The 23590-nt window shown below is 35.0% G+C and carries 24 protein-coding genes; 1 reads left to right on the forward strand and 23 read right to left on the reverse strand.

Features of this window, described 5'->3' with window-relative positions; genetic code table 11:
• Positions 1–81: 81 nt before the first annotated feature.
• Positions 82–630, forward strand: a complete 549-nt coding sequence (locus tag MHI00_RS12960; protein WP_135054266.1) for a hypothetical protein — start codon at positions 82–84, stop codon at positions 628–630.
• A gap of 114 nt (positions 631–744) precedes the next feature.
• Here MHI00_RS12960 and MHI00_RS12965 read toward each other — a convergent pair whose 3' ends face one another.
• From MHI00_RS12965 to MHI00_RS13075, 23 genes are all read right to left on the reverse strand, one after another.
• Complete coding sequence (locus MHI00_RS12965; RefSeq protein WP_057000567.1) at positions 745–2196, reverse strand: sensor histidine kinase; 1452 nt, start codon at positions 2194–2196, stop codon at positions 745–747.
• A 2-nt stretch (positions 2197–2198) separates the two neighbouring features.
• Positions 2199–2918, reverse strand: a complete 720-nt coding sequence (locus tag MHI00_RS12970) for a response regulator transcription factor (protein ID WP_341114128.1) — start codon at positions 2916–2918, stop codon at positions 2199–2201.
• A gap of 204 nt (positions 2919–3122) precedes the next feature.
• Positions 3123–4019, reverse strand: coding sequence for a 3D domain-containing protein (locus MHI00_RS12975; protein ID WP_157454885.1), 897 nt, complete (start codon positions 4017–4019; stop codon positions 3123–3125).
• A gap of 410 nt (positions 4020–4429) precedes the next feature.
• Positions 4430–4777, reverse strand: coding sequence for a single-stranded DNA-binding protein (locus tag MHI00_RS12980; RefSeq protein ID WP_010054334.1), 348 nt, complete (start codon positions 4775–4777; stop codon positions 4430–4432).
• 114 nt (positions 4778–4891) lie between these two features.
• A complete protein-coding gene (locus MHI00_RS12985) occupies positions 4892–5092 on the reverse strand; it encodes a DNA-directed RNA polymerase subunit beta (protein ID WP_010054332.1) in 201 nt (66 codons plus the stop codon).
• A gap of 74 nt (positions 5093–5166) precedes the next feature.
• Positions 5167–6153: a rod shape-determining protein gene (locus MHI00_RS12990; protein ID WP_010054329.1), complete on the reverse strand. Its 987-nt coding sequence runs from the start codon at positions 6151–6153 to the stop codon at positions 5167–5169.
• A 308-nt stretch (positions 6154–6461) separates the two neighbouring features.
• Positions 6462–7769: a UDP-N-acetylglucosamine 1-carboxyvinyltransferase gene (gene murA, locus MHI00_RS12995; protein WP_010054328.1), complete on the reverse strand. Its 1308-nt coding sequence runs from the start codon at positions 7767–7769 to the stop codon at positions 6462–6464.
• 137 nt (positions 7770–7906) lie between these two features.
• A complete protein-coding gene (locus MHI00_RS13000; protein WP_010054327.1) occupies positions 7907–8140 on the reverse strand; it encodes a DUF1146 family protein in 234 nt (77 codons plus the stop codon).
• Positions 8141–8387: 247 nt separating this feature from the next.
• Positions 8388–8810 carry a F0F1 ATP synthase subunit epsilon gene (locus MHI00_RS13005; RefSeq protein ID WP_010054326.1) on the reverse strand — a complete coding sequence of 141 codons (423 nt, stop codon included), beginning with the start codon at positions 8808–8810 and terminating at the stop codon, positions 8388–8390.
• A gap of 15 nt (positions 8811–8825) precedes the next feature.
• Complete coding sequence (gene atpD / locus MHI00_RS13010) at positions 8826–10253, reverse strand: F0F1 ATP synthase subunit beta (RefSeq protein ID WP_010054325.1); 1428 nt, start codon at positions 10251–10253, stop codon at positions 8826–8828.
• Positions 10254–10416: 163 nt separating this feature from the next.
• Positions 10417–11334 carry a F0F1 ATP synthase subunit gamma gene (locus tag MHI00_RS13015; protein ID WP_010054323.1) on the reverse strand — a complete coding sequence of 306 codons (918 nt, stop codon included), beginning with the start codon at positions 11332–11334 and terminating at the stop codon, positions 10417–10419.
• A gap of 36 nt (positions 11335–11370) precedes the next feature.
• Positions 11371–12888 carry a F0F1 ATP synthase subunit alpha gene (atpA, locus tag MHI00_RS13020; RefSeq protein WP_010054320.1) on the reverse strand — a complete coding sequence of 506 codons (1518 nt, stop codon included), beginning with the start codon at positions 12886–12888 and terminating at the stop codon, positions 11371–11373.
• 29 nt (positions 12889–12917) lie between these two features.
• The gene (gene atpH / locus MHI00_RS13025; protein ID WP_010054319.1) at positions 12918–13460 is read right to left on the reverse strand and encodes an ATP synthase F1 subunit delta; all 543 of its coding nucleotides are present in this window, start codon (positions 13458–13460) and stop codon (positions 12918–12920) included.
• Entirely contained in the window at positions 13457–13963 is a 507-nt protein-coding gene (atpF, locus tag MHI00_RS13030; protein WP_010054317.1) for a F0F1 ATP synthase subunit B, read from the reverse strand. The genes atpH and atpF overlap by 4 nt, the downstream gene beginning before the upstream one ends.
• 79 nt (positions 13964–14042) lie before the next feature.
• Positions 14043–14255 carry a F0F1 ATP synthase subunit C gene (atpE, locus tag MHI00_RS13035; RefSeq protein ID WP_010054312.1) on the reverse strand — a complete coding sequence of 71 codons (213 nt, stop codon included), beginning with the start codon at positions 14253–14255 and terminating at the stop codon, positions 14043–14045.
• Between the two features lie 64 nt (positions 14256–14319).
• Positions 14320–15036 carry a F0F1 ATP synthase subunit A gene (atpB, locus tag MHI00_RS13040; protein ID WP_010054311.1) on the reverse strand — a complete coding sequence of 239 codons (717 nt, stop codon included), beginning with the start codon at positions 15034–15036 and terminating at the stop codon, positions 14320–14322.
• 535 nt (positions 15037–15571) lie between these two features.
• Positions 15572–16201 (reverse strand): uracil phosphoribosyltransferase, encoded by a 630-nt coding sequence (gene upp, locus MHI00_RS13045; protein ID WP_015075690.1) that lies wholly within the window; start codon positions 16199–16201, stop codon positions 15572–15574.
• Between the two features lie 344 nt (positions 16202–16545).
• A complete protein-coding gene (gene glyA / locus MHI00_RS13050; RefSeq protein WP_272959743.1) occupies positions 16546–17787 on the reverse strand; it encodes a serine hydroxymethyltransferase in 1242 nt (413 codons plus the stop codon).
• 82 nt (positions 17788–17869) lie between these two features.
• Entirely contained in the window at positions 17870–18892 is a 1023-nt protein-coding gene (locus tag MHI00_RS13055) for an L-threonylcarbamoyladenylate synthase (protein WP_341114141.1), read from the reverse strand.
• Positions 18893–18952: 60 nt separating this feature from the next.
• Complete coding sequence (gene prmC / locus MHI00_RS13060) at positions 18953–19804, reverse strand: peptide chain release factor N(5)-glutamine methyltransferase (RefSeq protein WP_341114144.1); 852 nt, start codon at positions 19802–19804, stop codon at positions 18953–18955.
• The gene (prfA, locus tag MHI00_RS13065; protein WP_010054305.1) at positions 19794–20870 is read right to left on the reverse strand and encodes a peptide chain release factor 1; all 1077 of its coding nucleotides are present in this window, start codon (positions 20868–20870) and stop codon (positions 19794–19796) included. Before prfA ends, prmC begins: the two co-directional genes overlap by 11 nt.
• A gap of 63 nt (positions 20871–20933) precedes the next feature.
• Positions 20934–21506, reverse strand: a complete 573-nt coding sequence (locus tag MHI00_RS13070) for a thymidine kinase (RefSeq protein WP_010054304.1) — start codon at positions 21504–21506, stop codon at positions 20934–20936.
• 222 nt (positions 21507–21728) lie between these two features.
• Positions 21729–23534 carry a hypothetical protein gene (locus MHI00_RS13075; protein ID WP_229252277.1) on the reverse strand — a complete coding sequence of 602 codons (1806 nt, stop codon included), beginning with the start codon at positions 23532–23534 and terminating at the stop codon, positions 21729–21731.
• Positions 23535–23590: the final 56 nt, after the last annotated feature.

Here is a 23590-nt window from a genome sequence, read left to right on the forward strand (position 1 = left end):
CTATCAGATTTTCCTATTTTCTTGCCAAGCCTAACCAGTCCAACAAACTTTTTATTTTCATACAGGAGGTTACGTTAAATCATGATGACTCATTTAAAATCAAAGAACACTGCTTTTCCATTTACTGAACAGTCTCTTTATACCATTGCTATTGGAAATGATAAACAAGAAAAAAAAGTGATTCAATCGTTAACTAGGTTATTCAGTTCTTCTGAACGGGAAAAGATTGGATATATTCTAAAAGAACCTGCGTTTATTCATTACTTTACGATTTTACAGAATATTTTATTAACTGTAAAATTAGCGAAACCTAAACTCCGTTCTCCTGAATTGCTTATATTAGATGCTTTGGAAGAAAGTTATATCTCTCCTGACTTAGCAAATAAAAAAATCGATTCTCTAACAGATGAACAAAAAAAGGAAGTTCAATTAATTGCAAGTTTATGTGCTGAAAAAAAAATAATTTTAGTTGATGATTGGCTAAAGAATGAAAATGGAACTCAATTAAAAAATTGGATTATGATTTTTAAAAGCTTAATTAAACAAAAAGGTCTCTCAATTATTGTTCTTACATCGGATGATAATATTGCTAATCTTGGTGATATCCAACTATCTCCAGCAGATCTTTAATTAGTTATTACCTGTTAAAATGAATAAAATCCGATTAAATATAGGAGAAATTCTCCTATATTTAATCGGATTTTTCTATATCTATAAAAATTTAACTACCAAATGCACTCTTACTTAAGCTTTTAAATCAGGATTCTCTAATTTTTCAGTAGTTCCTTCATCAATCACTTCTTTTGGAAAACTTAATCTAAATGTAGTACCTTGATCTGGAACACTTTCAACTGTTACTTTCCCATCATGCAAATTCATTAATTGTTGCACGATAGCCAAGCCTAAACCAGACTCACCAAATTTTGTGTTCTTTCTAGAAACATCTGCTTTATAGTAACGTTCCCAGATATTTTTGACTTCCTCAGCAGTCATTCCAATCCCTGTATCTGTAATTTCAATCACAGTTTCTTTTAAACCTGCTAATCCCATAACTGAAATTTGACCATCCTTTGTAAATTGAATCGCATTTTGGACAATATTCACTATCACTTGAACGAAACGGTCATAATCAGCGTACACAGTCAATTCTCGAGGACAATCAAGTGTAAGTTTGTTACCTGATTCTTCAGCCTTTCCGCTCAATTGTTGGACGATGCTTTCCAAGGCATCATGGACGTTAAATGTATAACGGCTTAAAGTGATTTGATTGGAACGAATTTTTTCATAATCTAAATTTTCATTAACTAAACGAATGAGGCGTCTAGTTTCATTTTGCATCAATGTAATACTGCGCTTTTTTTGCTCTTCTGGAAAAACGTCGTATTCTAGACCCTCTAAAAGCCCGTTAATGGTTGTTAACGGCGTTCTCATCTCATGAGCCGCATCTGCCATAAACTGCCTTCTCCGGTTCTCCTGACGCTCTATTTCTTCATTTGATTCTTTTAATGAGCTAGCCATCGTATTGAAATCTTCTGCTAAATCATCAAATTCATCACGATCTTTACTTTCTAAATGGACATCAAAATCACCTTTTGAAATTCGGTGCGTTGCACTACGCAAGCGATTAATCCGTTTGACTTGATATTGTGCTAAAACAAAGCTGAGTATTAACGCACAGATCGTTGAAATAACTAACGCAAAATAAAGATTTTTTTTCAGCTCGGATATACTTCCCTTAATATTGCTCATGGGCGCATCCACATACACAATCCCCGCAAATTCTTGCGTCTCGGTATAGACAAAGGGCACTAAAACCCATAATTGCTTATTTTTATTTCCTAATAAATCAATCGGAGAATCACCTTTTGAGCTAACTTCGTTCCCTTTAGTTAATTCCTTCAAATCTGCATCTGATATATTTAAATATTTGCCTTTATCTCGCTTTGGCGAAATAATTTGCTTATTAGTGTCCGTAACATAAATCCTAACACCTTGGTTGTGTAATAATAATTCCGCCCATTCGGCATTCTCAACTAAACGATTTTCAATAATAGTGTTGGCATAACTACTTAACTGACTCTCCAAATTTTCTTGAACAGTATCTGTTGTAAATTTAAGAAAAGAAAACCCTAAAATAACTAAGACCGTCATGATTACTGCAAAAAAGGCTAACATTTGCTGATAAAGATATTTCATAGCTATTCAACTCCGCTGTCGTCAAATTTATAGCCCACTCCCCAAACTGTTTGAATCACTTGCGGACCTGTTTTTTCAATTTTTTGGCGTAATTTTTTAATATGAGCATCAACTGTTCGTTCATCCCCATAATATTGATAATCCCAAACTAATGTTAGTAACTGCTCTCGAGAAAAAACTTGCTTTGGACTTTTAGCTAATGTATAAAGCAATTCAAATTCTTTTGGTGTTAATCCTTCAATCGGCTTTTCAAATAAGAAAGCTTCTCGTGTTTTTGTGTTAATTTTCAAATGATCTGTTGCCACTTCAAAATCTTCATCCAACTTATGCTTTGGTACTTCTTCATGGCTAGTTAAATCTGCTCTACGGTGTAACGCCTTCAGTCTGGCAATTAGTGTTAGTGGACTAAAAGGCTTCGTTACATAGTCATCTGCGCCCATTTCCAAGCCAATCACTTGATCGCTCTCTGAATCTTTAGCTGTTAACATGATAATCGGCACGGTCTCCGATACTTTACGAATTTCACGGCAGATTTGAATTCCATCCATTGTTGGTAAGTTTAAATCTAGTGTCACAATATCCCAAGAATCTGGCTGCTCTAAAAAAGTATCTAAGCCCTCTTTTCCGTCTTGTTTAAACGTAGCATCCCAATTTTCCTTCAAAAAAAACATTTCCATCATTTCACAAACAGATTGGTTATCTTCTATCATTAATATTTTCATTGCTATCCCTCTTTTCGATTCGATTCACCTTCACACTTTTCATTATACTATTTTTATCGGTTGAAACAAAGTAACTCGTTAAAGAATCAAGTTTTCTTCATAAAGTATTCATATCCAGCAAATGACTTTGCTATACGGCACCTACTACTATTTCATAGCAAAATAAAAAGCTGCACCCTTTTATTTGGGTACAGCTTTGATTATTTAATCTAAAATAGTAACTTGGACTGAACGTACACCCCACTGATAACATGCATCAACTGTTGCAAAATGAACATCAATTTTATTTCCAACAATCGCTCCACCTGTATCACCAGCAATGGCTTCACCGTATCCTTCTACGAATACACGACTTCCTAATGGAATTACATTAGGGTCAACAGCAATTACATTTGACGTTTGTCTTAAATCAATGCCAAGTGCTGTAAACGAGGACATTCCTGGTTCGCTTGTGCTATATGCTGTAGCTGAAACAGTTACGACACGCCCACTTGGTGCCGCTGCAGTTGGAGTTGTTTCAACAGTTGGTGCTGGTGCTACTTCTGCAACTGCCTCTACTGGTTGAGTAACAGGTGCTTCTGCAACTACTGCTGGTTCTGGTGCTACTTCAACAACTGGTGCTGGTGCTTCCCAAGATAATTTTGAAGTTTCAATAGTAGTTGGATCTTTTTCAGTTTGAATTTTTATTGTTTGACCAACTTGAATGATTGAATCAATCGTTAATCCAGCATTCCATTTCATTAAATCTTCTAATGAAACTTCAAATGCTTTAGCAATATTTTCAATAGTGTCTCCTGCTTCTACAGTATAATTTGCAACTGTAGGTGTTTTTTCTACTTTAGTTACTTTTGACATACTTGGTGTTTGATCTTTTAAAGTTTGAGCTGCTAATAGCTCTTGTACAATAGTCTTTGAATCATTATTAGAGTTTTTTTGAGTAGTTAAGTTAGCTAACACAGTTTGTCCAGATAGTGTTGCTACATTTTTAGGTACCACCTGTTCTGAGTTATCATCTAATGTTGCTGCTAAGGCAGAAGATACTCCTGCTATACCTACAAATAATGTAGATGCTATAGCAATCGATAGAATTCTTTTTTTCATATGTTTATTTTCCTCCTGTTCGCTATGAAGAAAATAATACCATTTCTATCTAAGCCCTAGGTTACTCATTGATTAAGCCTATGTGACGGCCCACCCCTATTCAAAGAAAAACCCGTTATACTTGTAAATTTTCTGACAATTCATTTTTTTTAATTTATTTTAGTTTTTTTGAAACTAAAATTTGAAATCGAAACCATTCCTAATTCTATCACTTTTTTTGTTATCTATTATTTTTCAAAAAATTTCACATTTTGTTTTCTAATTATTTTTATACGTCAAAAAAACCCTTTTTAATATTACATTTTTTTAGTAATCATCACAAATTATAACGTTATTTTATTTATAAATAAGAAAAGAAAAAGCCAGAACCTGTCTCTATTACAGTTCGTTAACAAGTAAGGCAGAGCTTTTTAAGGTTCAACTATCGCTATTGTCTCTTCCGTTCGTTTATTTTGTAAAAATTGAATTTCTTCAACACGCATTTCTACAACAAATATAGTAATATTTTCACTATTGATGTAGCTTCGTGATTGCATCTTTCCATTAATACCAATTAAATCCCCTTTCTCGCAATATAAATCTAATAATTTTGCAACTTTCCCCCAAGCAACAAGTGGAATAAAATCAGCTTGCTGTTGTTGTTCGGTTTTAAAAATACGTTGTACAGCAATTGTATTATTAACAACTGACTTACTTTCCCCTACCTCTTGTAATTGAATCTCTCTAACTAAACGGCCAACCAAAGTAACTTGATTCATTTATTCTCACACCTTTCTATAGTAGACTCTATGCAAAAACAACTCTTTAATTTTTATTTTAACTATACTATACAAAAAAAGTGCTAAATTAGATAAACTAATTTAGCACTTTTTTTAATTTTTTGGTCCTTTTGTAAAAAAGCTAAAGATATGTTCCCAAGTATTTTGGCTAAAAACAGCAAAAGGATTGCCATCACCTAATAGTCCAAATCCAATCATTGCTCCAATTAAAAACGTTAGAATAATCACAACAATGACAATTAATACCTTGAGAGGTGTTGGAATTGCTCCCATTTTTTCTTTCTTATTTGGCATTATTTCCACCTCATTCAATTAACTAAGCATTATTCCTATATATAGGATATAAGTCGCTATCAGAGATAAAATAATTAACGACGTTTTTTGCTAATATTTTCCAATAAGATACCTGTACCTAATGCGACTGCATCTAATGGACGCTCCGCAACAAAAACTGGAACTTTTAGTTCTTCCGCAAATAATTGATCAATTCCATCTAACAAGGCACCACCACCTGTTAAAATAATCCCGCGATCAATAATATCCGCTGATAATTCTGGTGGAGTTTGTTCTAAAACATCTTTTGCTTGTTGTACAATTAGCATCATTGATTCATTTAGTGCTTCTTGAACTTCATCAGAAGTAATCGTAATTGTTCTTGGTAAACCACTGACCATATCGCGACCACGAACATCCATTGAATCAGAACGATTTTTAGGGAAAACTGTTCCAATTTCAATTTTAATTGATTCAGCAGTTCTTTCACCAATCAATAATTTATATTTTTTCTTCACATACTGTGTGATTTCACTATCTAATTTGTCACCAGCTAATTTTAATGAACGACTAGTTACGATATCTCCCATTGATAAAACAGCGATATCACTAGTTCCTCCACCTATATCAATTACCATGTTTCCACTTGGTTGAAAAATATCCATTCCAGCACCAATTGCGGCAACTTTTGGTTCTTCTTCGAGATAGACGTTTTTCCCACCACTTTTTTCAGCAGCTTGAATAATGGCTTTTTGCTCAATAGAGGTAATATTTGTTGGACAGCAAATTAAAATATTCGGTTTTGACAAGAATCCTTTCACATTCAACTTATTAATGAAATAAGAAAGCATAGCTTCCGTAATATCAAAATCAGCAATAACACCATCCTCTAAAGGACGAATTGCCCGGATATTTCCTGGAGTACGCCCTACCATTCGATAAGCTTCTTCTCCTACTGCCAATACTTGACCATTTGTTGTGTCAATAGCTACTACCGCAGGCTCATTTAAAACAATCCCTTTTCCTTTTACATGAATTAATACATTTGCTGTACCTAAATCGATACCTATATCTTTCGCCATTATTATTGTTCTCCTCTCAAAGCTCTTCGTTCAATTTTAGGCTACATAAATAAACATAGCCATCTAATTTTCTATTATAGCATAACTAACCTTAATCCGAAACCGAGATTTTCTTAAAAATTTAATAAAAAATGATTGTTTTTTGATAGTTGAGTCCTTAACTCATTAAAAAGCTGTTTGGCTTTGCTCAGGATTGAATAAAGAAGAGGTAAATTTGGTAGGTCGCTGCTATTACCTACTTCTATGACTTAAATCAAAAAGTGCCGATCAAAACTATTAAAAGTTTCGATCAGCACCTAGGTTGATTTTTAGTTAAACATTTTTTCTAATTCTGCTTCAGTTAGCTGATTTTCTTCTTCATTCACACGTTCAACATCCGCACCAAGTGCTTGCAGTTTTTTATGGAATTCAAAGTACCCACGATCTAAATATTCTAAATGCGTCACACGAGTATAACCTTCTGCGCATAATCCACTTAAAATAAGGGCAGCAGCAGCTCTAAGATCTGTAGCGGCAACTTCAGCACCTTGCAGTTTAGTTGGACCATACATAACTAATGATGGACCTTCAACTTTGAAATTCGCATTCATACGACGTAATTCTTCCATATGCATATAGCGATTCTCAAAAACGGTCTCAGTCATTGTGCTAGTACCTTCTGCTAATAATTGAACAGCAGTCATTTGTGCTTGCATATCCGTTGGGAAACCGGGATGTGGCATCGTTTTTACATCAGTTGCTTTCAACTTTTCAGGTCCAATAACACGCATGCCATTTTCTTCTTCAGTAATTGAAACATTCATTTCTTTTAATTTTGAAATTAAAGGTTTATTATGTTCTGCAACAGCATCTTCAATAAAAATATTTCCCTTAGTCATTGCTGCAGCGACCATAAACGTGCCCGCTTCAATTCTATCAGGAATAATACCATGTTCTGTACCAGTTAAAACTTCGACACCTTCGATTCGAATTGTCTCAGTTCCTGCTCCAATAACTTTTGCACCCATGCGATTTAAAAAGTTAGCTAAATCGACAATTTCAGGTTCACGGGCTACGTTTTCAATGACTGTTGTACCTTTAGCTAACGTTGCAGCCATCATAATATTTTGTGTTGCACCTACGCTAGGGAAGTCAAGGTAAATTCTTGCGCCTTTTAATTCATCAGCGAACGCTTCTATAAAGCCATTTTCGATATGTACTCTCGCACCCATCGCTTCAAAGCCTTTTAAATGTAAATCAATTGGTCTTGTTCCGATTGCACAACCACCTGGAAGCGCAACTTTAGCATGACCTAAACGAGCCAATAATGGACCCATTACAACAATTGACGCACGCATTTTACTTACGTATTCAAAAGGTGCTTCAAAATTCAATTCATGGGTTGCATTGACAACAACCTCTTTATTTTTTTCACTAAAGTTAATATCTAAGTTTAAATGGTGTAACACTTCATTGATTGTAAATACATCAGACAATGTTGGTACATTTGTTAATTTACTTTCCCCAACACTTGCTAAGATAGTTGCTGCTAAAATTGGTAATACTGCATTTTTAGCACCTTCTACTTTAACTGTTCCTTCCAGACGTTTGCCGCCACGAACAATTATTTTTTCCATGTTTAAACCCCTCCGAAACTCTTAAGTGCTTCATTGGATATTTACTAACCAATGACCGCTTCTAGCATTATAGCATGAAATGATTTCATGAAACAATCATTTCACCTGTTTTCTGAAAAAATTACCGCTTTTTCATCTTATTTTAACAAATAAGGCAAACTCTTAGAAAGACTGATAAATTCTAAAAAGAAGCTACTTACTGTATAACCAATGACTATTGATAAAAAAATATACAAAACTCTTGCTTGCCTTTCATACCCTTTTTTGATCCAATTCTCAATGCGAATTCCACGAAGAGCCCAAAAAGACATCATGATAAAAATGATATGTGACACGATTCCTAATAAAGATTGTACGCCTAAAAATGACATATATCTGGTCTCCTTTTTTATGGATTATATTTTTAATGCTAACATAATTTTATAAATAAATAAACAAATCTCACTCTAAAAGAATGAGTATGTAAAAATCCTCAGAAATTTCCTGAGGATTTATTTTTATCTAGGCTAGCTCTTTTGAACCAGCTCCTCGAGAAAAAGATAAAAATTCGAGAGGACAAATAGCGTCCTATCAATTTTTCCTATTTTCTTATCGGAGCTAAACGGCTCAACGAACTTTTTATCTACCATGTCTTGAAACAGATATCCGGTTAATTGCTTTGTGTAAAGCAACAGTAGCGCGGTCGATTTCATCACGATCTTCATGCTCTTTCGCTTCTTCAATTCGTTTCTCTGCACGTTCTTTCGCACGTTCAGCACGACTTAAATCGATATCTCGCTCTCTTTCAGCACTATCTGCAATAATTGTACAGATATTATCGCGGACTTCCATCACGCCACCATTAACGGCAACAGCATCTTCATGCTCTGGGTTATCTGTTCGTTTCACACGAACTTCATTAATTTGTAAAGGCACAATAATGGGAGCATGCTGAGGTAGAATCCCAATTTCACCATCAAGTGTTTTAGCAACTACCATATTAGCATTGTGATCATAAACAAGACCATTTGGTGTTACGATATTGACTCTTAAAACAGACATGAGTACCCTCCTCGATTAGTATCCTTGTGCTTCTGCTTTTGCTACAACTTCTTCAATTCGTCCAACACTTCTAAAGGCGTCTTCTGGAAGATCGTCGTATTTACCATCTAAAATGTCTTTGAATCCACGAATCGTTTCTTTTACAGGAACATATGAACCTGGTTGTCCAGTAAAGGCTTCTGCCACATGGAAATTTTGTGATAGGAAAAATTGAATTCGACGAGCTCGAGAGACAAGAATCTTCTCGCTATCTGACAACTCATCCATTCCTAAAATCGCAATAATATCTTGCAATTCACGGTAACGTTGTAATGTTTGTTGGACTTCCATCGCAACTTTATAATGCTCTTTTCCAACAATTTCAGGTGCTAACGCACTTGAAGATGAAGCCAACGGATCAACTGCAGGATAAATCCCTTGTTCCGTTAATTTACGCTCTAAGTTTGTCGTTGCATCTAAATGGGCAAAGGCAGTTGCTGGAGCTGGATCCGTATAATCATCGGCTGGTACATAAATCGCTTGGATTGATGTAATTGAACCTTTTCTAGTTGAAGTAATCCGTTCTTGTAACTGACCCATTTCGGTAGCTAATGTTGGTTGATACCCAACCGCAGAAGGCATACGTCCTAGTAAGGCTGAAACCTCAGAACCCGCTTGAGTGAAACGGAAAATATTATCAATAAATAAAAGCACATCTTGGCCTTCATCATCACGGAAATACTCCGCAATTGTTAAACCTGTTAACGCAACACGCATACGGGCACCTGGTGGTTCATTCATTTGTCCGAACACCATTGCCGTCTTCTCAATAACACCAGATTCCTTCATTTCGAAGTACAAATCATTTCCTTCACGAGTTCGTTCACCAACACCTGTAAAGACAGAGATTCCACCATGCTCTTCAGCAATATTATGGATTAATTCTTGAATAAGAACAGTTTTACCAACACCGGCACCACCAAATAGACCAATTTTACCACCTTTTAAATAAGGCGCTAATAAATCGATTACTTTAATACCAGTTTCTAAAATTTCTGTACTACTGCTTAATTCATCAAAAGTTGGAGCTGCTCTATGAATTACATCGCGTCTTGCATCTGCTGGAAAAGGTTCTTTTAAATCAATTGTTTCACCTAAAACATTAAATACACGGCCTAATGTTTCTGAACCAACAGGTACTGAAATAGCTTTACCTGTATCTTCAACATCCATACCACGTTGTAAACCATCAGTTGATTCCATTGCGATTGTACGAATAATTCCGTCGCCTAATTCTAAAGCAACTTCCAGCACAACTGTTTCTGGAACTTCATTTGTATCTTTGTTTTTGTTTTTAATTTTTTTGACAATGAGGGCATTGTTAATATCAGGTAACGATCCATCTAATGGGAATTCCACATCAACAACGGGTCCAATTACTTGAACAATTTGACCTATACTCATTCATTTTCCCTCCCATTTAATAAAAAGTTTGTTGAGCTTGTTCAGGCTCGGCAGAAAAATAGCGGAATTTGATGTGACGTTTTTTGTCACCTCGAAATTCCATCTTTTTCCGAGAGGCTGACTCATAAAAACTAGCCTGAATAAACTATTCAAGATTAATAGGTTATTCAAGTGCTGAAGCACCACCGACAATTTCAGTGATTTCTTGCGTAATTGCAGCTTGACGTGCTCGATTATAGTGGATTGTTAAATCATCAATAATTGAGTGAGCATTATCTGTTGCACTTTTCATAGCACTCATTCTAGCTGCAAATTCTGCTGCTTTAGCATCTAAAATAGCTCCATAAATTAAGCTTTCAGCATACTGTGGTAATAAAATATCTAGAATAGCTTCTTTCGAAGGTTCAAATAGATACTCAACTTCATAGTCAACTGATTCACTTGCATCTAAATCACTTAAAGGCAACATTTTTTCAGCCCGATATTGGAATGAAAGTGAGTTAACATGGTGATTATAGCAAACGTATAGCTCATCAAAAACTTCATTTTTATACATTTCTGTTGCCGTTCTAGCAATTTCACGAATTTCTTCAAATGAAGGTTGGTCACTAATTCCTCGTAGTTCATAGGCTAAATTCATGCCTCGACTTTTAAAAAAGTTAGCAGCTGACGAACCAACAGCCATAAATACATACTCATCGGATGATTTATGGTCACGGGTAATCATATCAACGGTCGATTTAATCACTGAACTATTGTAATTACCTGCCAATCCCTTATCAGAACTAATGACAATATAGCCCGTTTTTTTAACCGGTCTTTCAATTAGCATATCGTGAAAATCAACGTTAGATGGTGAATTTGTACCTATCAAATTCCCATCTTCTATTAAAGCTAGTTGAGTAGCCGCAATATGCGTTACTACTCCTCTAACTTTTGATGCGTAAATTTGGAAATTCTTAGCTGTCGCTTCGGCTTTTCCTAATTTTGCCCCAGCAACCATTTGCATGGCACTAGTAATTTGACTTGTTTTTTTGGTTGAAGCAATTCTTTTTTTAATATCAATTAAAGAGCCACCCATTCAGCTCACCGCCTTTAGTTTGTTTCTCTATTTATGCTAGATTGATGATTTCACAGGAATAAACATTTCTTTGAAATTAGTTATTGCTGCATCTAACTCTTCAGAATCTGGTAAATCTTTCGTCTCAACAATGGTTTTTAAAATTTCTGGTCTTTGGCTATCTAAATAATCAAAGAATTCTCCTTCAAATCTTAAAATTTCATCAACTGGAACACTATCTAAGAAACCATGTGTAAGAGCATATAAAATCATAACTTGTTTCGCAACTGGTAATGGCGAATGTAAATCTTGTTTTAAGATTTCAACTGTTCTACGACCACGATTTAATTTAGCTTGTGTTGCTGCATCTAAATCTGAACCAAATTGCGTAAAGGCTTCTAATTCACGGAAACTAGCTAAATCTAAACGTAAAGTTCCAGCAACTTTTTTCATGGCTTTAATTTGTGCTGCACCACCAACCCGTGATACAGATAATCCTGCAGCCACAGCTGGTCTAGTTCCGCCATAAAATAAATCACTCTCTAAGAAGATTTGACCATCAGTGATAGAGATGACATTTGTTGGAATATATGCTGAGATGTCCCCAGCTTGTGTTTCAACAAATGGCAAAGCAGTCATAGAACCGCCACCTAATTCTTGGTTCAATTTAGCAGCACGTTCTAATAAACGTGAGTGCAAATAGAAAACATCTCCTGGGTACGCTTCACGACCTGGCGGACGACGAAGTAATAAGGATATTTCACGATAAGCAGCTGCTTGTTTTGATAAATCATCGAAGACAATCAAGACATGTTTGCCATTGTACATAAATTCCTCACCCATAGCCGTTCCCGCATACGGTGCAATAAATAACATTGGGGCCGGTTGAGAGGCACTCGCTGTAACAACAATAGTATAATCCATTGCGCCATAACGTTTTAGGGTTTCAACTTGATTTCGTACAGTTGATTCTTTTTGTCCAATTGCAACATAAATACAAATCATATCTTGATCTTTTTGATTGATAATTGTATCAATGGCAATACTTGTTTTACCGGTTTTACGATCTCCAATAACAAGTTCGCGTTGACCTCGACCAATTGGTACCAATGCATCAATAGCTTTTAAGCCTGTTTGTAAAGGTTCTCCTACTGATTGACGTTGCATAACGCCTGGTGCTAAAGTTTCAACTGGACGTGTTTTAGTTGTTACGATTTCGCCTAAACCATCAACTGGTTGTCCAAGTGAGTTTACTACTCGACCAATTAAGGCTTCCCCAACAGGAACTTCCATAATACGACCAGTTCTTCTCACTTTATCGCCTTCACGAATTTCTTCGAAAGGTCCTAAAATAATAATACCTACATCATTTGATTCTAAATTTTGAGCCATTCCAAAAACACCATTAGAAAATTCTAATAACTCTCCCGACATGGCATTTTCTAGTCCGTATGCACGAGCAATCCCGTCTCCGATATAAGTTACAGTTCCAACTTCATCGATGAGTAGCTCGTTACGGTACCCTTCTACTTGTTGCTTAATTAGAGCACTGATTTCTTCAGCTTTAATGCCCATTACACCTTCACCTCTTCAACCATTTCAATTTATTTCATGATTTGTTTTTTCAATGTTTCTAAATTCAAACGAATACTACCATCGAAGATTTGATGTTCTGCTTCAATAATCACGCCACCTAAAATAGCTGAATCAACTACTTCTTCAAACATGACTTTTTTACCGTCCATTTTTTTAGCAAAAGAAACAGCCAAACGTTCTTTTTGTACGTCTGTTAAAGGAACTGCTGTCGTTACTTTCGCTAGAATCGTCCGATTTTTGTAATCATAAAGTTTTTCAAATTCATCAACAATTAATTCCATATCATTCATACGATCATAATCAAAAATCATTTGAACAAAATTTTGCATCAGTTCTGGAAAGTTTTTCATTAAATTTTCAACGATTGGACGTTTTTGATTTAATGTTAAGCGAGCATCTGACAACACCAAGCCAAGACCTGGGTTATCAGCAAATATTTGACGAATATCCATCATGTTGTCAAAGGCTTCTTCAACGGTATCATGTTCTTCGGCTAACTTGTAATATGCTTTTGCATAACGACTAGCTACTGTATGTTTGTCTAATTTCATTCGTCATCAGCCAACCCTTCAATATACTTATCGATTAAAGCGGCATGATCCTCACTTGTTAATTCTTTTCCAATCAGTTTAGTGGCAATGTCAATTGATAAATGACTGACATCATTTTTGACACTCTCAATTGCTTTTTGTTTTTCTAATTCAATATCTTTTTTAGCATCTACTATGATACGCTCAGCTTCTGCTTTCGCTTTTACTAGCATCTCATCCTGAATATTTTCACCATTTTCACGAGCTTTCGCAATAATAGCTGACGCTTCGATTCTTGTCGCTTCAAGACTATCTTTACTTTCAACGGCTAAACGATTGGCCTCAATCCGAGAATTTTCTGCACTGTCGATATTTTTTGCAATTTGCTTTTCACGATCTTCCATAATATTCATCAAAGGTTTCCAAGCAAATTTCTTTAGAACTAACAATAGCAATAAGAAGGACACTAAGACAAAAATTGTATCTCCAGCACTGGTGGATTCTCCTAATACTAAACCGTACATTTCCGACACTCCTTCTAAATCACTTTTAAACTTCATTTACCTAAGCAAAAAGGCAGAGGCAATCTCTGCCAAAATTTTATTATTTAAACACTAAAATAAAGGCAATTACTACAGCCATAATTGGAACAGCTTCAATCAAACCTACTCCGATAAACATCATCATTTGTAGTCTGCTTTGTAGCTCAGGTTGACGTGCCACTGACTCAATTGTTTTTGAAATAACTTTCCCATTTCCTAATGATGCTCCGATTGCTGCGCCTGCTACTGCGATTGCTGCTCCGATTAAACCCATTCCGTTCATAATAAATTTCCTCCTTGATAATAATTACTTTTAAATCATTTTTGTACAAGTTCTTTTAGTGTTCTACCTGTACTTTGTGCGCCATGTATACCATCGTTAATGTGGTAAATACAAAAGCTTGAATACTTCCGATAAAGATTGAGAATCCTTGCCAAACCATTTCCAATGGGAGACCTACGATCCAGGTCCATGGTCCGTGACTAAGTCCTAAACTTGCAATCAAACCTAGCAAAATTTCCCCTGCATAAACGTTACCATACAAACGTAAAGCTAACGTTAAAGCATTTGTAAATTCTTCTAATAATTTAATTGGCAATAAAAACGAAACTGGTCTAATATAGCTATTCATAAAATAGTTTTTAAACCCTTGTTCACGTACTCCAAAATAATGAGTAAGTAAAATAACCATTAATGCTAAAGCTAAACACACTACTGGGTCCGCAGTTGGACTCTTCCAGTACCCTTTTCCTCCGATTGTAATAACCAGTGGCAATCCCATCATATTAGATACAAACACAAATAATAATAATGTAAAACCTAATAAATGAAACTGTTGGCCTTCTTTCCAAGACATTGGTCCAGAAATAATGGTCCGCACAAAATCAACAACCCATTCAATAAAGTTTTGACCGCCTGTTGGTTTAATTTGTAACTTTCTAGTACAGAAAAAAGTGACTAAAAAGACAATTAAGCATGCTGCTACAACCGTAATCATATTAGCTACATTAAACGCTAGGCCAAATAAATGAATTATTGGAGCTTCATGATCCACAACTTTCACCTCTTTTCTAAAATTGAACTTTCATTCAACGAAGTCAGGTAAAATTAAACTGAGTGATCTGAAAGAACAAAATGATGACATTACTTATTTAATCTTTCGAATCCATTCGTTGATACCTTTATATTCTAACACAAATGACCTAGCATTTCCTATCTAAATCACCTTTTTAGATATCCGAAGAAAGATAAACTGAATCTTATCAAAACATTATTTTTTTCAAGCTCACTCTTTAACATTTGATATCATACCACCATTTATTCAAAAATACAAAAGCTTTTTGAAAAACAGTTCTATTTTTCAAAAAAAGACTATAAAATAGGGTTTACATATCGATAATTAATGGCAATCATCGCTTTATATAATGGCAAAATCCCCGCTTAACTGAAGAAAAAGCCACTAATTTTTTTTTTCACATTTAACTGTTTTTCATAATTTTTTCATAAAGAAATGCTTTTAAAATTTAAAGCGCTTTAAAAAATAAACAAAAAAAGTATTTTCCTATTTCAATAGGAAAATACTTTTTTACTTATTTAGTTCCGAATAAACGGTCTCCTGCATCGCCAAGACCTGGAACGATATAGCCATTTTCATCTAATTTTTCATCAAGTGCTGCAACATAAATATCTACATCAGGGTGAGCATCTTGCAATGCTTGAACTCCTTCTGGAGCTGCTACTAAACAAACAAATTTAATTGTTGTTGCGCCACGGCGTTTTAAAGCGTCAATCGCCATAATTGCCGAACCACCTGTTGCTAACATTGGATCAACAACAAACATTTGACGTTCTTGAATATCACTTGGTAATTTAACAAAATATTCAACTGGTTCTAGTGATTCATGATCACGGTACAACCCGATGTGTCCAACTTTAGCAGCTGGAATCATTTCTAACATTCCATCAACCATTCCTAAACCTGCTCTCAAGATTGGAACAATTGCTACTTTTTTCCCAGATAATTGTTTTTGTACTGTTTTAACTAAAGGCGTTTCAATCTCAACATCTTCTAGTGGCATGTCTCTTGAGACTTCATAAGCCATCAACATAGCGATTTCATTAACAACTTCTCTAAAAACCTTTGTCCCACATTTTGACTCGCGAATCATTGTTAATTTGTGTTGGATTAACGGATGATCTAATACTTGAAATTTACCCATTATTTCAGCCCTCATTTTCTATAAAATTTTTCCTAAACAATTCCATTGTAAAGGAAAATAGAACAAATGGCTAGTGATTACTTGATTTTTTTTAAAATAAACCAATTTAGATGAATAGAGGTATAACTATAACTAGTTATAGTATCAGAATCCATTTCTCTATTTAATTTTTTTCTCATGAAGCGTGCTAATAAAATGCTGACAAATGATTTTTTTCGTTGCTAAACCTACCCAGACTTCTATACTTATGTCGTTCAAACAAGACAAATAAAAATACAGCAAAAACTAGAAGGACTATTCCTTCAGTTTTTGCTGCGTTTTATTTATATAATCAAAATAACTGATTAGTCATTTTCATCATAAAGTGGATGTTTAATTGTTAAAGCACGAACTTCTTTGCTAATTGATTTCAACTGTTCAGCATCATCTTTGGCTGTTAACGCTGCAACAATTAGTCTAGCAACTTCTTCTGCATCTTCTTCTTTAAATCCTCGAGTTGTAATCGCTGGAGTACCAATTCGAATACCACTCGTTTTAAATGGGCTAAGTTTTTCAAATGGAATTGTATTTTTATTAACTGTAATCCCAACGCTATCTAAAATAGCTTCTGCTTCTTTACCATTTAAACCAAAATTTGTTACATCTAATAGAAGTAAATGGTTGTCTGTTCCTTCGCTAATCAAATGACCGACAGACTCATTGAAAACTGATTGCATTGCTTGTGCATTTTTTATGACTTGTTCAGAATAGGTTTTAAATTCTGGTGTCATTGCTTCTTTAAAAGCCACAGCTTTTCCAGCAATGACATGCTCTAATGGACCACCTTGGATTCCAGGGAAAATAGCACTATTTAATGCTTTTCCATATTTTTCTTTCGCTAAAATTAACCCTCCACGAGGACCACGTAATGTTTTATGAGTCGTTGATGTTACAATGTCTGCATATAAAACTGGATTTTGATGTGCTCCTGCAGCTACTAAACCAGCAATGTGAGCCATATCTACTAAGAAGTAGGCACCAACTTCATCGGCAATTTCTTTAAATTTAGCAAAATCAATTGCGCGTGAATATGCACTAGCTCCAGCAATAATTAATTTAGGTTGACCTTCAATCGCAATGCGACGAACTTCATCATAATCAATCTTCTCTGTTGTTGGATCAACACCATAAGCAATAAAGTTATATGTTTTCCCACTAAAATTCACTGGTGAACCATGAGTTAAATGACCACCATGTGTTAAGTCCATTCCGAGAACAGTATCACCTGGTTCAATTAAAGCATTAAAAGCAGCCATGTTGGCTTGTGAACCTGAATGTGGTTGAACGTTGGCATATTCTGCTCCGAATAACTCTTTAACCCGATCAATAGCAAGATTCTCAACGATATCTATGTATTCACAGCCACCGTAATATCTTTTTCCAGGGTACCCTTCTGCATATTTGTTTGTTAGGATACTGCCTTGTGCTTCACGTACTGCTTTAGATACAAAGTTTTCTGAAGCAATTAATTCAATATTGTGCTCCTGGCGCTCTTTTTCTTGGTCAATTGCTGCCCATAATTCTGGATCAAAATCTTTAAAAGTCAAATTCAACACTCCATTCTCCATTTAATGAATTTAGTATAGCATTATTTCAACTAAATTTCTTCCTTTTTGCTTAGAAAGTTCGTTAAAAATATTTTCCACCAGCAGATTTTTCTAATCTATTCATATATGCTCGTGTGTTATCATTGATTTCATAAGCTTCTGCTAAAATCAATGTTACTTTTGTATTTTCAAAAAAACGTAAACCCGCATATAAAGAATGAGAAGCCTCATTAATGTTCGCTTTTAACCCTAAAGAAAAAACATCTTCAACTTCAGACTTAACTTTCGAAATAATTTCTTCATTTGCTAAAATTCCGATGGTTTCACCTTGCTCCAAGTAATGAGTTATTGCTTTTCGCCAAAGATTATAGTCAGTGCCTTTAACTAGAATAACAGGCTCTTCTGGTGCATAATGTGTGTACTTCATCCCAGGTGCTTTAGGTGCTTCCTCTTTTCCAATTAAATGGTGATCGTACGTAACATCTTTACCAAGTACTTCTTTTAAGTCTTGTTGAGTAATTGCTCCAGGTCTTAATATAAGTGGATTCTCGGGGGAAGTCAGGTCTAAAACCGTTGACTCTAATCCAATGCCAGTTGCACCTCCATCAATAATTCCCGCAATTTTGCCTTCTAAGTCATGATACACATGTTCAGCTGAAGTCGGGCTTGGGCGGCCTGATGTATTCGCACTTGGTCCAACTAAAGGTCTCTCCGCCAATTGAATTAGCTTTAATGTCAAACTGTTATCCGGCATACGAATGGCGACACTCTCTAAGCCAGCAGTAACACTTGTTGAAAAAACACCTGGTTTCGCCTTAAAGATTAAGGTTAATGGCCCCGGCCAGAATTTTTTGATTAATGGTTCTGCAATAGCTGGAATTTCAGCAACTAGAGATTCAAGCTCTTCACGTCTGGCAATATGAACAATTAAAGGATTGTCACTAGGGCGCCCCTTTGCCGCGTAAACTTTTTTTACAGCCTCTTCATTCAACGCATCTGCACCTAAGCCATAGACTGTTTCTGTGGGGAAAGCCACTAGCTCTCCAGCTTGAATGAGTTTCGCCGCCTCAGATAAATTGTTTTCTTTAAAAAAGCTTGTTTCCATTACATGTTCCTTCTTTCTTAAAATCTTAGCCAGCTAACCAGAGCTAGCTTTATTTCTTCATTAAGGTAACTGAACGTATATCATTCTGTCTAAGCCAGACATATCTTTTTCTACTGTAACTTTAGCGAATGGAAAGGCCGTCGTAAATAGTTTTTTTACAGCTATTCCCTGTTGAAAACCAATTTCCAAAATAATTTGACCGGCTGGTTTCATTAAATATGGTAACTCTTTAGCTAATCGTTCGTAGATAAACAAGCCGTCATGTTTAGCAAATAAAGCTAGATGGGGTTCATTGAAAAAGACGATATCATCAACTAATGGACGCTCTGCTTCAGAAATATAAGGTGGATTTGATAGCACTACATCAAATTTCTCATGACTAACAGGTGCAGATAGATCCCCTTCTAAAAAACGAATATCTGCATCTAATTTTAGTGCATTTTCCTTGGCAACACTCAAAGCTTCTGATGAAATATCGATAGCTGTCACTAGATCCATCGGACGTTCTTTTTTTACTGTAATCGCAATTGCCCCAGTTCCTGTACCAACATCTAACACAGTCAAACCATCTTGTTTCTGCCCATTTCTCGTCAAAAATTTTGCTACAATTTCCTCTGTTTCAGGACGCGGAATTAAGGTATCTGCCGTAACTTTAAATGGGCGATCATAAAACCATTCGTAGCCTAAAATGTGTTGCACAGGTTTTCCTTTACTATGTTCGATTACATCTGATTCCAATTGTTCTTTGACCTTTTCCGGGATTTCAGTAGCTAAATTTAGGATTAAATCTGTTTTCGTCCACTCCATCCGCTCTAATAAAAAACGTTCAGCTGCATATCCTTCTAGTCCATGACTCTCTAAAAAAGAGGAAGCCCAGTTAAGGACTTCCTTATAAGATGAATTAGTTGCCATTTTTCATTTGCTCCAATTTTTCGGTTTGATCGTATACGATTAATGCATCGACAATCTCATCTAATTTACCAGCTAAAATCTGATCTAACTTTTGGATGGTTAAACCAATTCGGTGATCCGTCACGCGGTTTTGCGGAAAGTTATACGTTCTAATGCGTTCAGAACGATCACCAGTCCCGATAGCTGATTTACGGTTTGCATCGTACTCACTTTGAGCTTCATTGCGAATTTGATCATAGACACGCGCGCGTAAAATTTTCATTGCTTTCTCTCTATTTTTAATTTGAGAACGTTCATCTTGCATCGCAACAGCAATTCCAGTTGGTAAATGGGTTAAACGAACAGCAGATGCAGTCTTATTAACGTGCTGTCCACCAGCTCCACTGGCATGATAGATATCCGTACGAATATCTTTATCTGCAATGTTAATTTCAACTTCTTCTGCTTCTGGCATTACAACAACTGTTGCAGTTGAAGTGTGGATACGTCCTTGTGATTCAGTTGACGGAACGCGTTGAACACGGTGAGCGCCACTTTCGTATTTTAGTTTTGAGAAAACATTATTCCCAGTAATCATAAAGATAATTTCTTTATAACCACCAATCCCAGTAATATTTGCTTCTAATACTTCAGTCTTCCAGCCTTGGCCTTCTGCATATTTCTGATACATACCAAATAAATCGCCAGCAAATAAAGCTGCCTCATCGCCACCAGCAGCTCCCCGAATTTCCATAATGATATTCTTATCATCATTTTCATCCTTAGGAAGAAGCAAGATTTTAATTGTTTCTTCAAGCGCTTCTTTTTCTTTTTTCAATGCTGAAAGTTCTTCTTTAGCCATTTCTGCCATATCAGAATCTAAATTTTCCCCTAGCATTTCTTCCGTATCGGCAATATCATCTACAACAACTTTATACCGACGATAGACACTAACCGTCTCTCTTAAATTAGCCTCTTCTTTCGTCAAAGCCATTAAACGCTTCGTATCACTAATAACTTCCGGATCGCTAAGTAGCTCTCCTAATTCTTCATATCGGCCTTCAACGCCTTGTAATTTATCATACATTTAGCTTATTCACTCCTTTGTTTTTTTAGTTACCTTCCTGTCCAATACTCCATAGCAAAAAAGCTAATGATGTGGAGGATGATGGTAGTGTTTACGACAAACAGGCAAATAAGACTCATTTCCACCAATCTGAATTTGTTCTCCGGTATAAACAGGTTGACCGTCTACTAAGCGCATATTCATAATCGCTTTTTTATGACAGTACCAACAAATGGTTTTCATTTCTTCAATTTTATCTGCATAAATCAATAAATAATGTGAACCTTCAAATAATTCATTTCTGAAATCATTTTTCAAGCCAAATGCCATCACTGGAATATCTAAATCGTCTACAATATGTGCCAACTGATAGACATGTTCTTTTGTTAAAAATTGTGATTCATCAATTAAAATACACGCTGGCTTAATGGCCATTTCGTCAATTATATGATAAATATTGGTTTCATCAAATACAGGTACCGCTTCACGCCGTAATCCGATACGACTAGAAACAAAGCCAACTTCATCTCGATCATCAATCCCGCTAGTCATAATGACAACAGGTTTATTTTGCTCTTCATAGTTATGAGCAACTTTTAAGATTTCAATTGTTTTACCACTATTCATTGCGCCATACTTAAAAAAAAGTTGTGCCATGCTGAAATTCACCTTTTCTTTCTATAGGAATCCAACTAGAATTATACTTTAAAATACAGAACTTTTCACCTATTTTTTACTAAAATACGATTTATCTAGCCTTTTCTGTCTTTAAAATAGGGCTAAGTTAAAACTTATCTGAATTTTGGACTATTGTTAGGCTCAACTTTAAATGATACTCGAAGAAGAGACATGTGAACACATGCCTCTCCTTTAAGTCTTTTAAGCTTGCTCTCTAGCTTTTACCGTCATTTGTTTATTCATGTAATCTATTAATTCATACTGTCTCGCTTTTTTTTCTAATAACTCATAATCAGCATTACTTAAAATCACACGATCTTTCGCAAATGGTCGATTATTTTTAAAGGTAACTCGTTCTCGAAGATTAGCTGCCTCACCATTTAAAATAAAGTTCTCAATCTCAACTTGATTAATTTCATTTTTTAGCTTTTCTTCAATCATTTCTTGTTCTTGGTTTTCGTCAAAATCTTGATTTTCTTGGTTTATTTTTTTTGATAGGTCCCTATTAATCATCCAAGCATGTTCCAAGTACTGAACTTTACGAAATTGTTCGTTAAATTCAGCTGCTTCCATTTTTTTTGTTTTAAGCCAATTGGAAGTTTTTTTTGACTGCTTTTCCAGTAAATTTAGTTCTGTTTCTAGGCTTTCATTCTCAACTAACTGTCCCTCATTTGTATTCACAAATTCCACTATGTCATTGTTTCCATGTCCTAATTCTGTTTTTTCTTGTACTGCTTTAGATTCATTATTTTCATTAACTTTGATAGTTAATAAATTTAGTTCTTTTGATGGACTCTCATCAACCATTTCGTTGCTTATTTTTTTAGTATTATCCAATTTAGCTAACTCTAATTGACGAATTGTCCCTTCTAAACGTTGGCGCTCTGCTTCATGTTTTTGATTTTGTTGTGAAATGACTAAGTTTAATTTTTTGACTTGTTGCTTTAATGTCGTTTCATTTTCAGTTATCCCTATCAAACGCTTATTCATTTCTACAAGCTCTTTTTTCAATGGCGATTCTATTTGTGTCTGTTTCGCTATCCTTGCAATAGAGTCTGTAACTAATTGGTCAACTTCTTCATTTGCTTTTTCCAACTTTGTTATTTTCTCCCTTAATTCTTGCAGTTCATTTTGCTCTTCTTGTTGTTTCACTTGATTACTTTTTTCATTTTGAAGTTCCATATTTGGTAAGAGCTGCTCCATTTTTACCTTTAATAATTCGACTTGTTGCTCTAGACTACTCAAAAAACTAGCAATCTCTTTAGATTGCTTATCTAATTTTATTTTTTTATCTTTAGCATTGGTTAATTGCTCACTGACTTGATCCACTTCAGATTGACAAGTATTCACTCTTTCTTCTAATTTCGAAACACTTGGTAAAGAATCCGCTAATTGACGTATTTCTTGATCAATATTAACAACCGTTTCAGCTAATTTTATGGAACTTTCTTGATCTACAACAGGGATAGTCATCTCACTTAATTCTTGAAGTTGTAGCAGTTTTTTTGTAATTTTTTTTATTTCACTGTTCTTCCAATTGATTAATATATTCCCTTTTTGATCCACATTTTGTTGCATCAACGCTTTCCGAATACCACTGTCTAAAAACTCTCCATCTTGATAAATAAAGCGAGTCACAAAGTTTAAAACTAAGACTACTTTATCGACTTCTTCCTTTAAAAATATTTGATAGACAATTAATTCAGGATTTTCTTCATTAAATGTTCGGCTGTAATCATCTAAGACTTTCATTAATGACAATTTATTGGGTAATGGATGACATTCAATGACTATTTGTTTCACTAAATCATTTATACTTGATACCCATTCAGAATTACGACCTAACTTACTTTTTCCAAAAAAACTTTTATTTTTCACTTCTGGTGCTAATTCTAAAATTACTTCTGGTAAAAAATTATTTTTATAAAAATAAACATTTTTATCTTCCGCGTTTACTTTAATTTTTTCCTGGCTAAATACTTTTATTTGAATATTTATTGCTTCCAATTTATTTTGGCTCCTTCTATAATTACCCTAATTTTTAAAATACTTATTTGGTACAT

Origin of the sequence: Carnobacterium sp. FSL E2-0243, assembly GCF_038003605.1 — a bacterium.
In the GTDB taxonomy this organism is placed as follows: domain Bacteria; phylum Bacillota; class Bacilli; order Lactobacillales; family Carnobacteriaceae; genus Carnobacterium; species Carnobacterium maltaromaticum.

Excerpts from the sequence above, each read along its gene's own strand:
- MHI00_RS12960 (WP_135054266.1), top strand. The coding sequence starts at position 82 with ATGATGACTCATTTAAAATCAAAGAACACTGCTTTTCCATTTACTGAA.
- MHI00_RS12965 (WP_057000567.1), bottom strand. The coding sequence starts at position 2,196 with ATGAAATATCTTTATCAGCAAATGTTAGCCTTTTTTGCAGTAATCATG.
- MHI00_RS12970 (WP_341114128.1), bottom strand. The coding sequence starts at position 2,918 with ATGAAAATATTAATGATAGAAGATAACCAATCTGTTTGTGAAATGATG.
- MHI00_RS12975 (WP_157454885.1), bottom strand. The coding sequence starts at position 4,019 with ATGAAAAAAAGAATTCTATCGATTGCTATAGCATCTACATTATTTGTA.
- MHI00_RS12980 (WP_010054334.1), bottom strand. The coding sequence starts at position 4,777 with ATGAATCAAGTTACTTTGGTTGGCCGTTTAGTTAGAGAGATTCAATTA.
- MHI00_RS12985 (WP_010054332.1), bottom strand. The coding sequence starts at position 5,092 with ATGCCAAATAAGAAAGAAAAAATGGGAGCAATTCCAACACCTCTCAAG.
- MHI00_RS12990 (WP_010054329.1), bottom strand. The coding sequence starts at position 6,153 with ATGGCGAAAGATATAGGTATCGATTTAGGTACAGCAAATGTATTAATT.
- murA (WP_010054328.1), bottom strand. The coding sequence starts at position 7,769 with ATGGAAAAAATAATTGTTCGTGGCGGCAAACGTCTGGAAGGAACAGTT.
- MHI00_RS13000 (WP_010054327.1), bottom strand. The coding sequence starts at position 8,140 with ATGTCATTTTTAGGCGTACAATCTTTATTAGGAATCGTGTCACATATC.
- MHI00_RS13005 (WP_010054326.1), bottom strand. The coding sequence starts at position 8,810 with ATGTCTGTTTTAAGAGTCAATATCGTAACACCAAATGGTCTTGTTTAT.
- atpD (WP_010054325.1), bottom strand. The coding sequence starts at position 10,253 with ATGAGTATAGGTCAAATTGTTCAAGTAATTGGACCCGTTGTTGATGTG.
- MHI00_RS13015 (WP_010054323.1), bottom strand. The coding sequence starts at position 11,334 with ATGGGTGGCTCTTTAATTGATATTAAAAAAAGAATTGCTTCAACCAAA.
- atpA (WP_010054320.1), bottom strand. The coding sequence starts at position 12,888 with ATGGGCATTAAAGCTGAAGAAATCAGTGCTCTAATTAAGCAACAAGTA.
- atpH (WP_010054319.1), bottom strand. The coding sequence starts at position 13,460 with ATGAAATTAGACAAACATACAGTAGCTAGTCGTTATGCAAAAGCATAT.
- atpF (WP_010054317.1), bottom strand. The coding sequence starts at position 13,963 with ATGTACGGTTTAGTATTAGGAGAATCCACCAGTGCTGGAGATACAATT.
- atpE (WP_010054312.1), bottom strand. The coding sequence starts at position 14,255 with ATGGGTTTAATCGGAGCAGCAATCGCAGTAGCAGGCGCAGCAATCGGA.
- upp (WP_015075690.1), bottom strand. The coding sequence starts at position 16,201 with ATGGGTAAATTTCAAGTATTAGATCATCCGTTAATCCAACACAAATTA.
- MHI00_RS13055 (WP_341114141.1), bottom strand. The coding sequence starts at position 18,892 with ATGGAAACAAGCTTTTTTAAAGAAAACAATTTATCTGAGGCGGCGAAA.
- prmC (WP_341114144.1), bottom strand. The coding sequence starts at position 19,804 with ATGGCAACTAATTCATCTTATAAGGAAGTCCTTAACTGGGCTTCCTCT.
- prfA (WP_010054305.1), bottom strand. The coding sequence starts at position 20,870 with ATGTATGATAAATTACAAGGCGTTGAAGGCCGATATGAAGAATTAGGA.
- MHI00_RS13070 (WP_010054304.1), bottom strand. The coding sequence starts at position 21,506 with ATGGCACAACTTTTTTTTAAGTATGGCGCAATGAATAGTGGTAAAACA.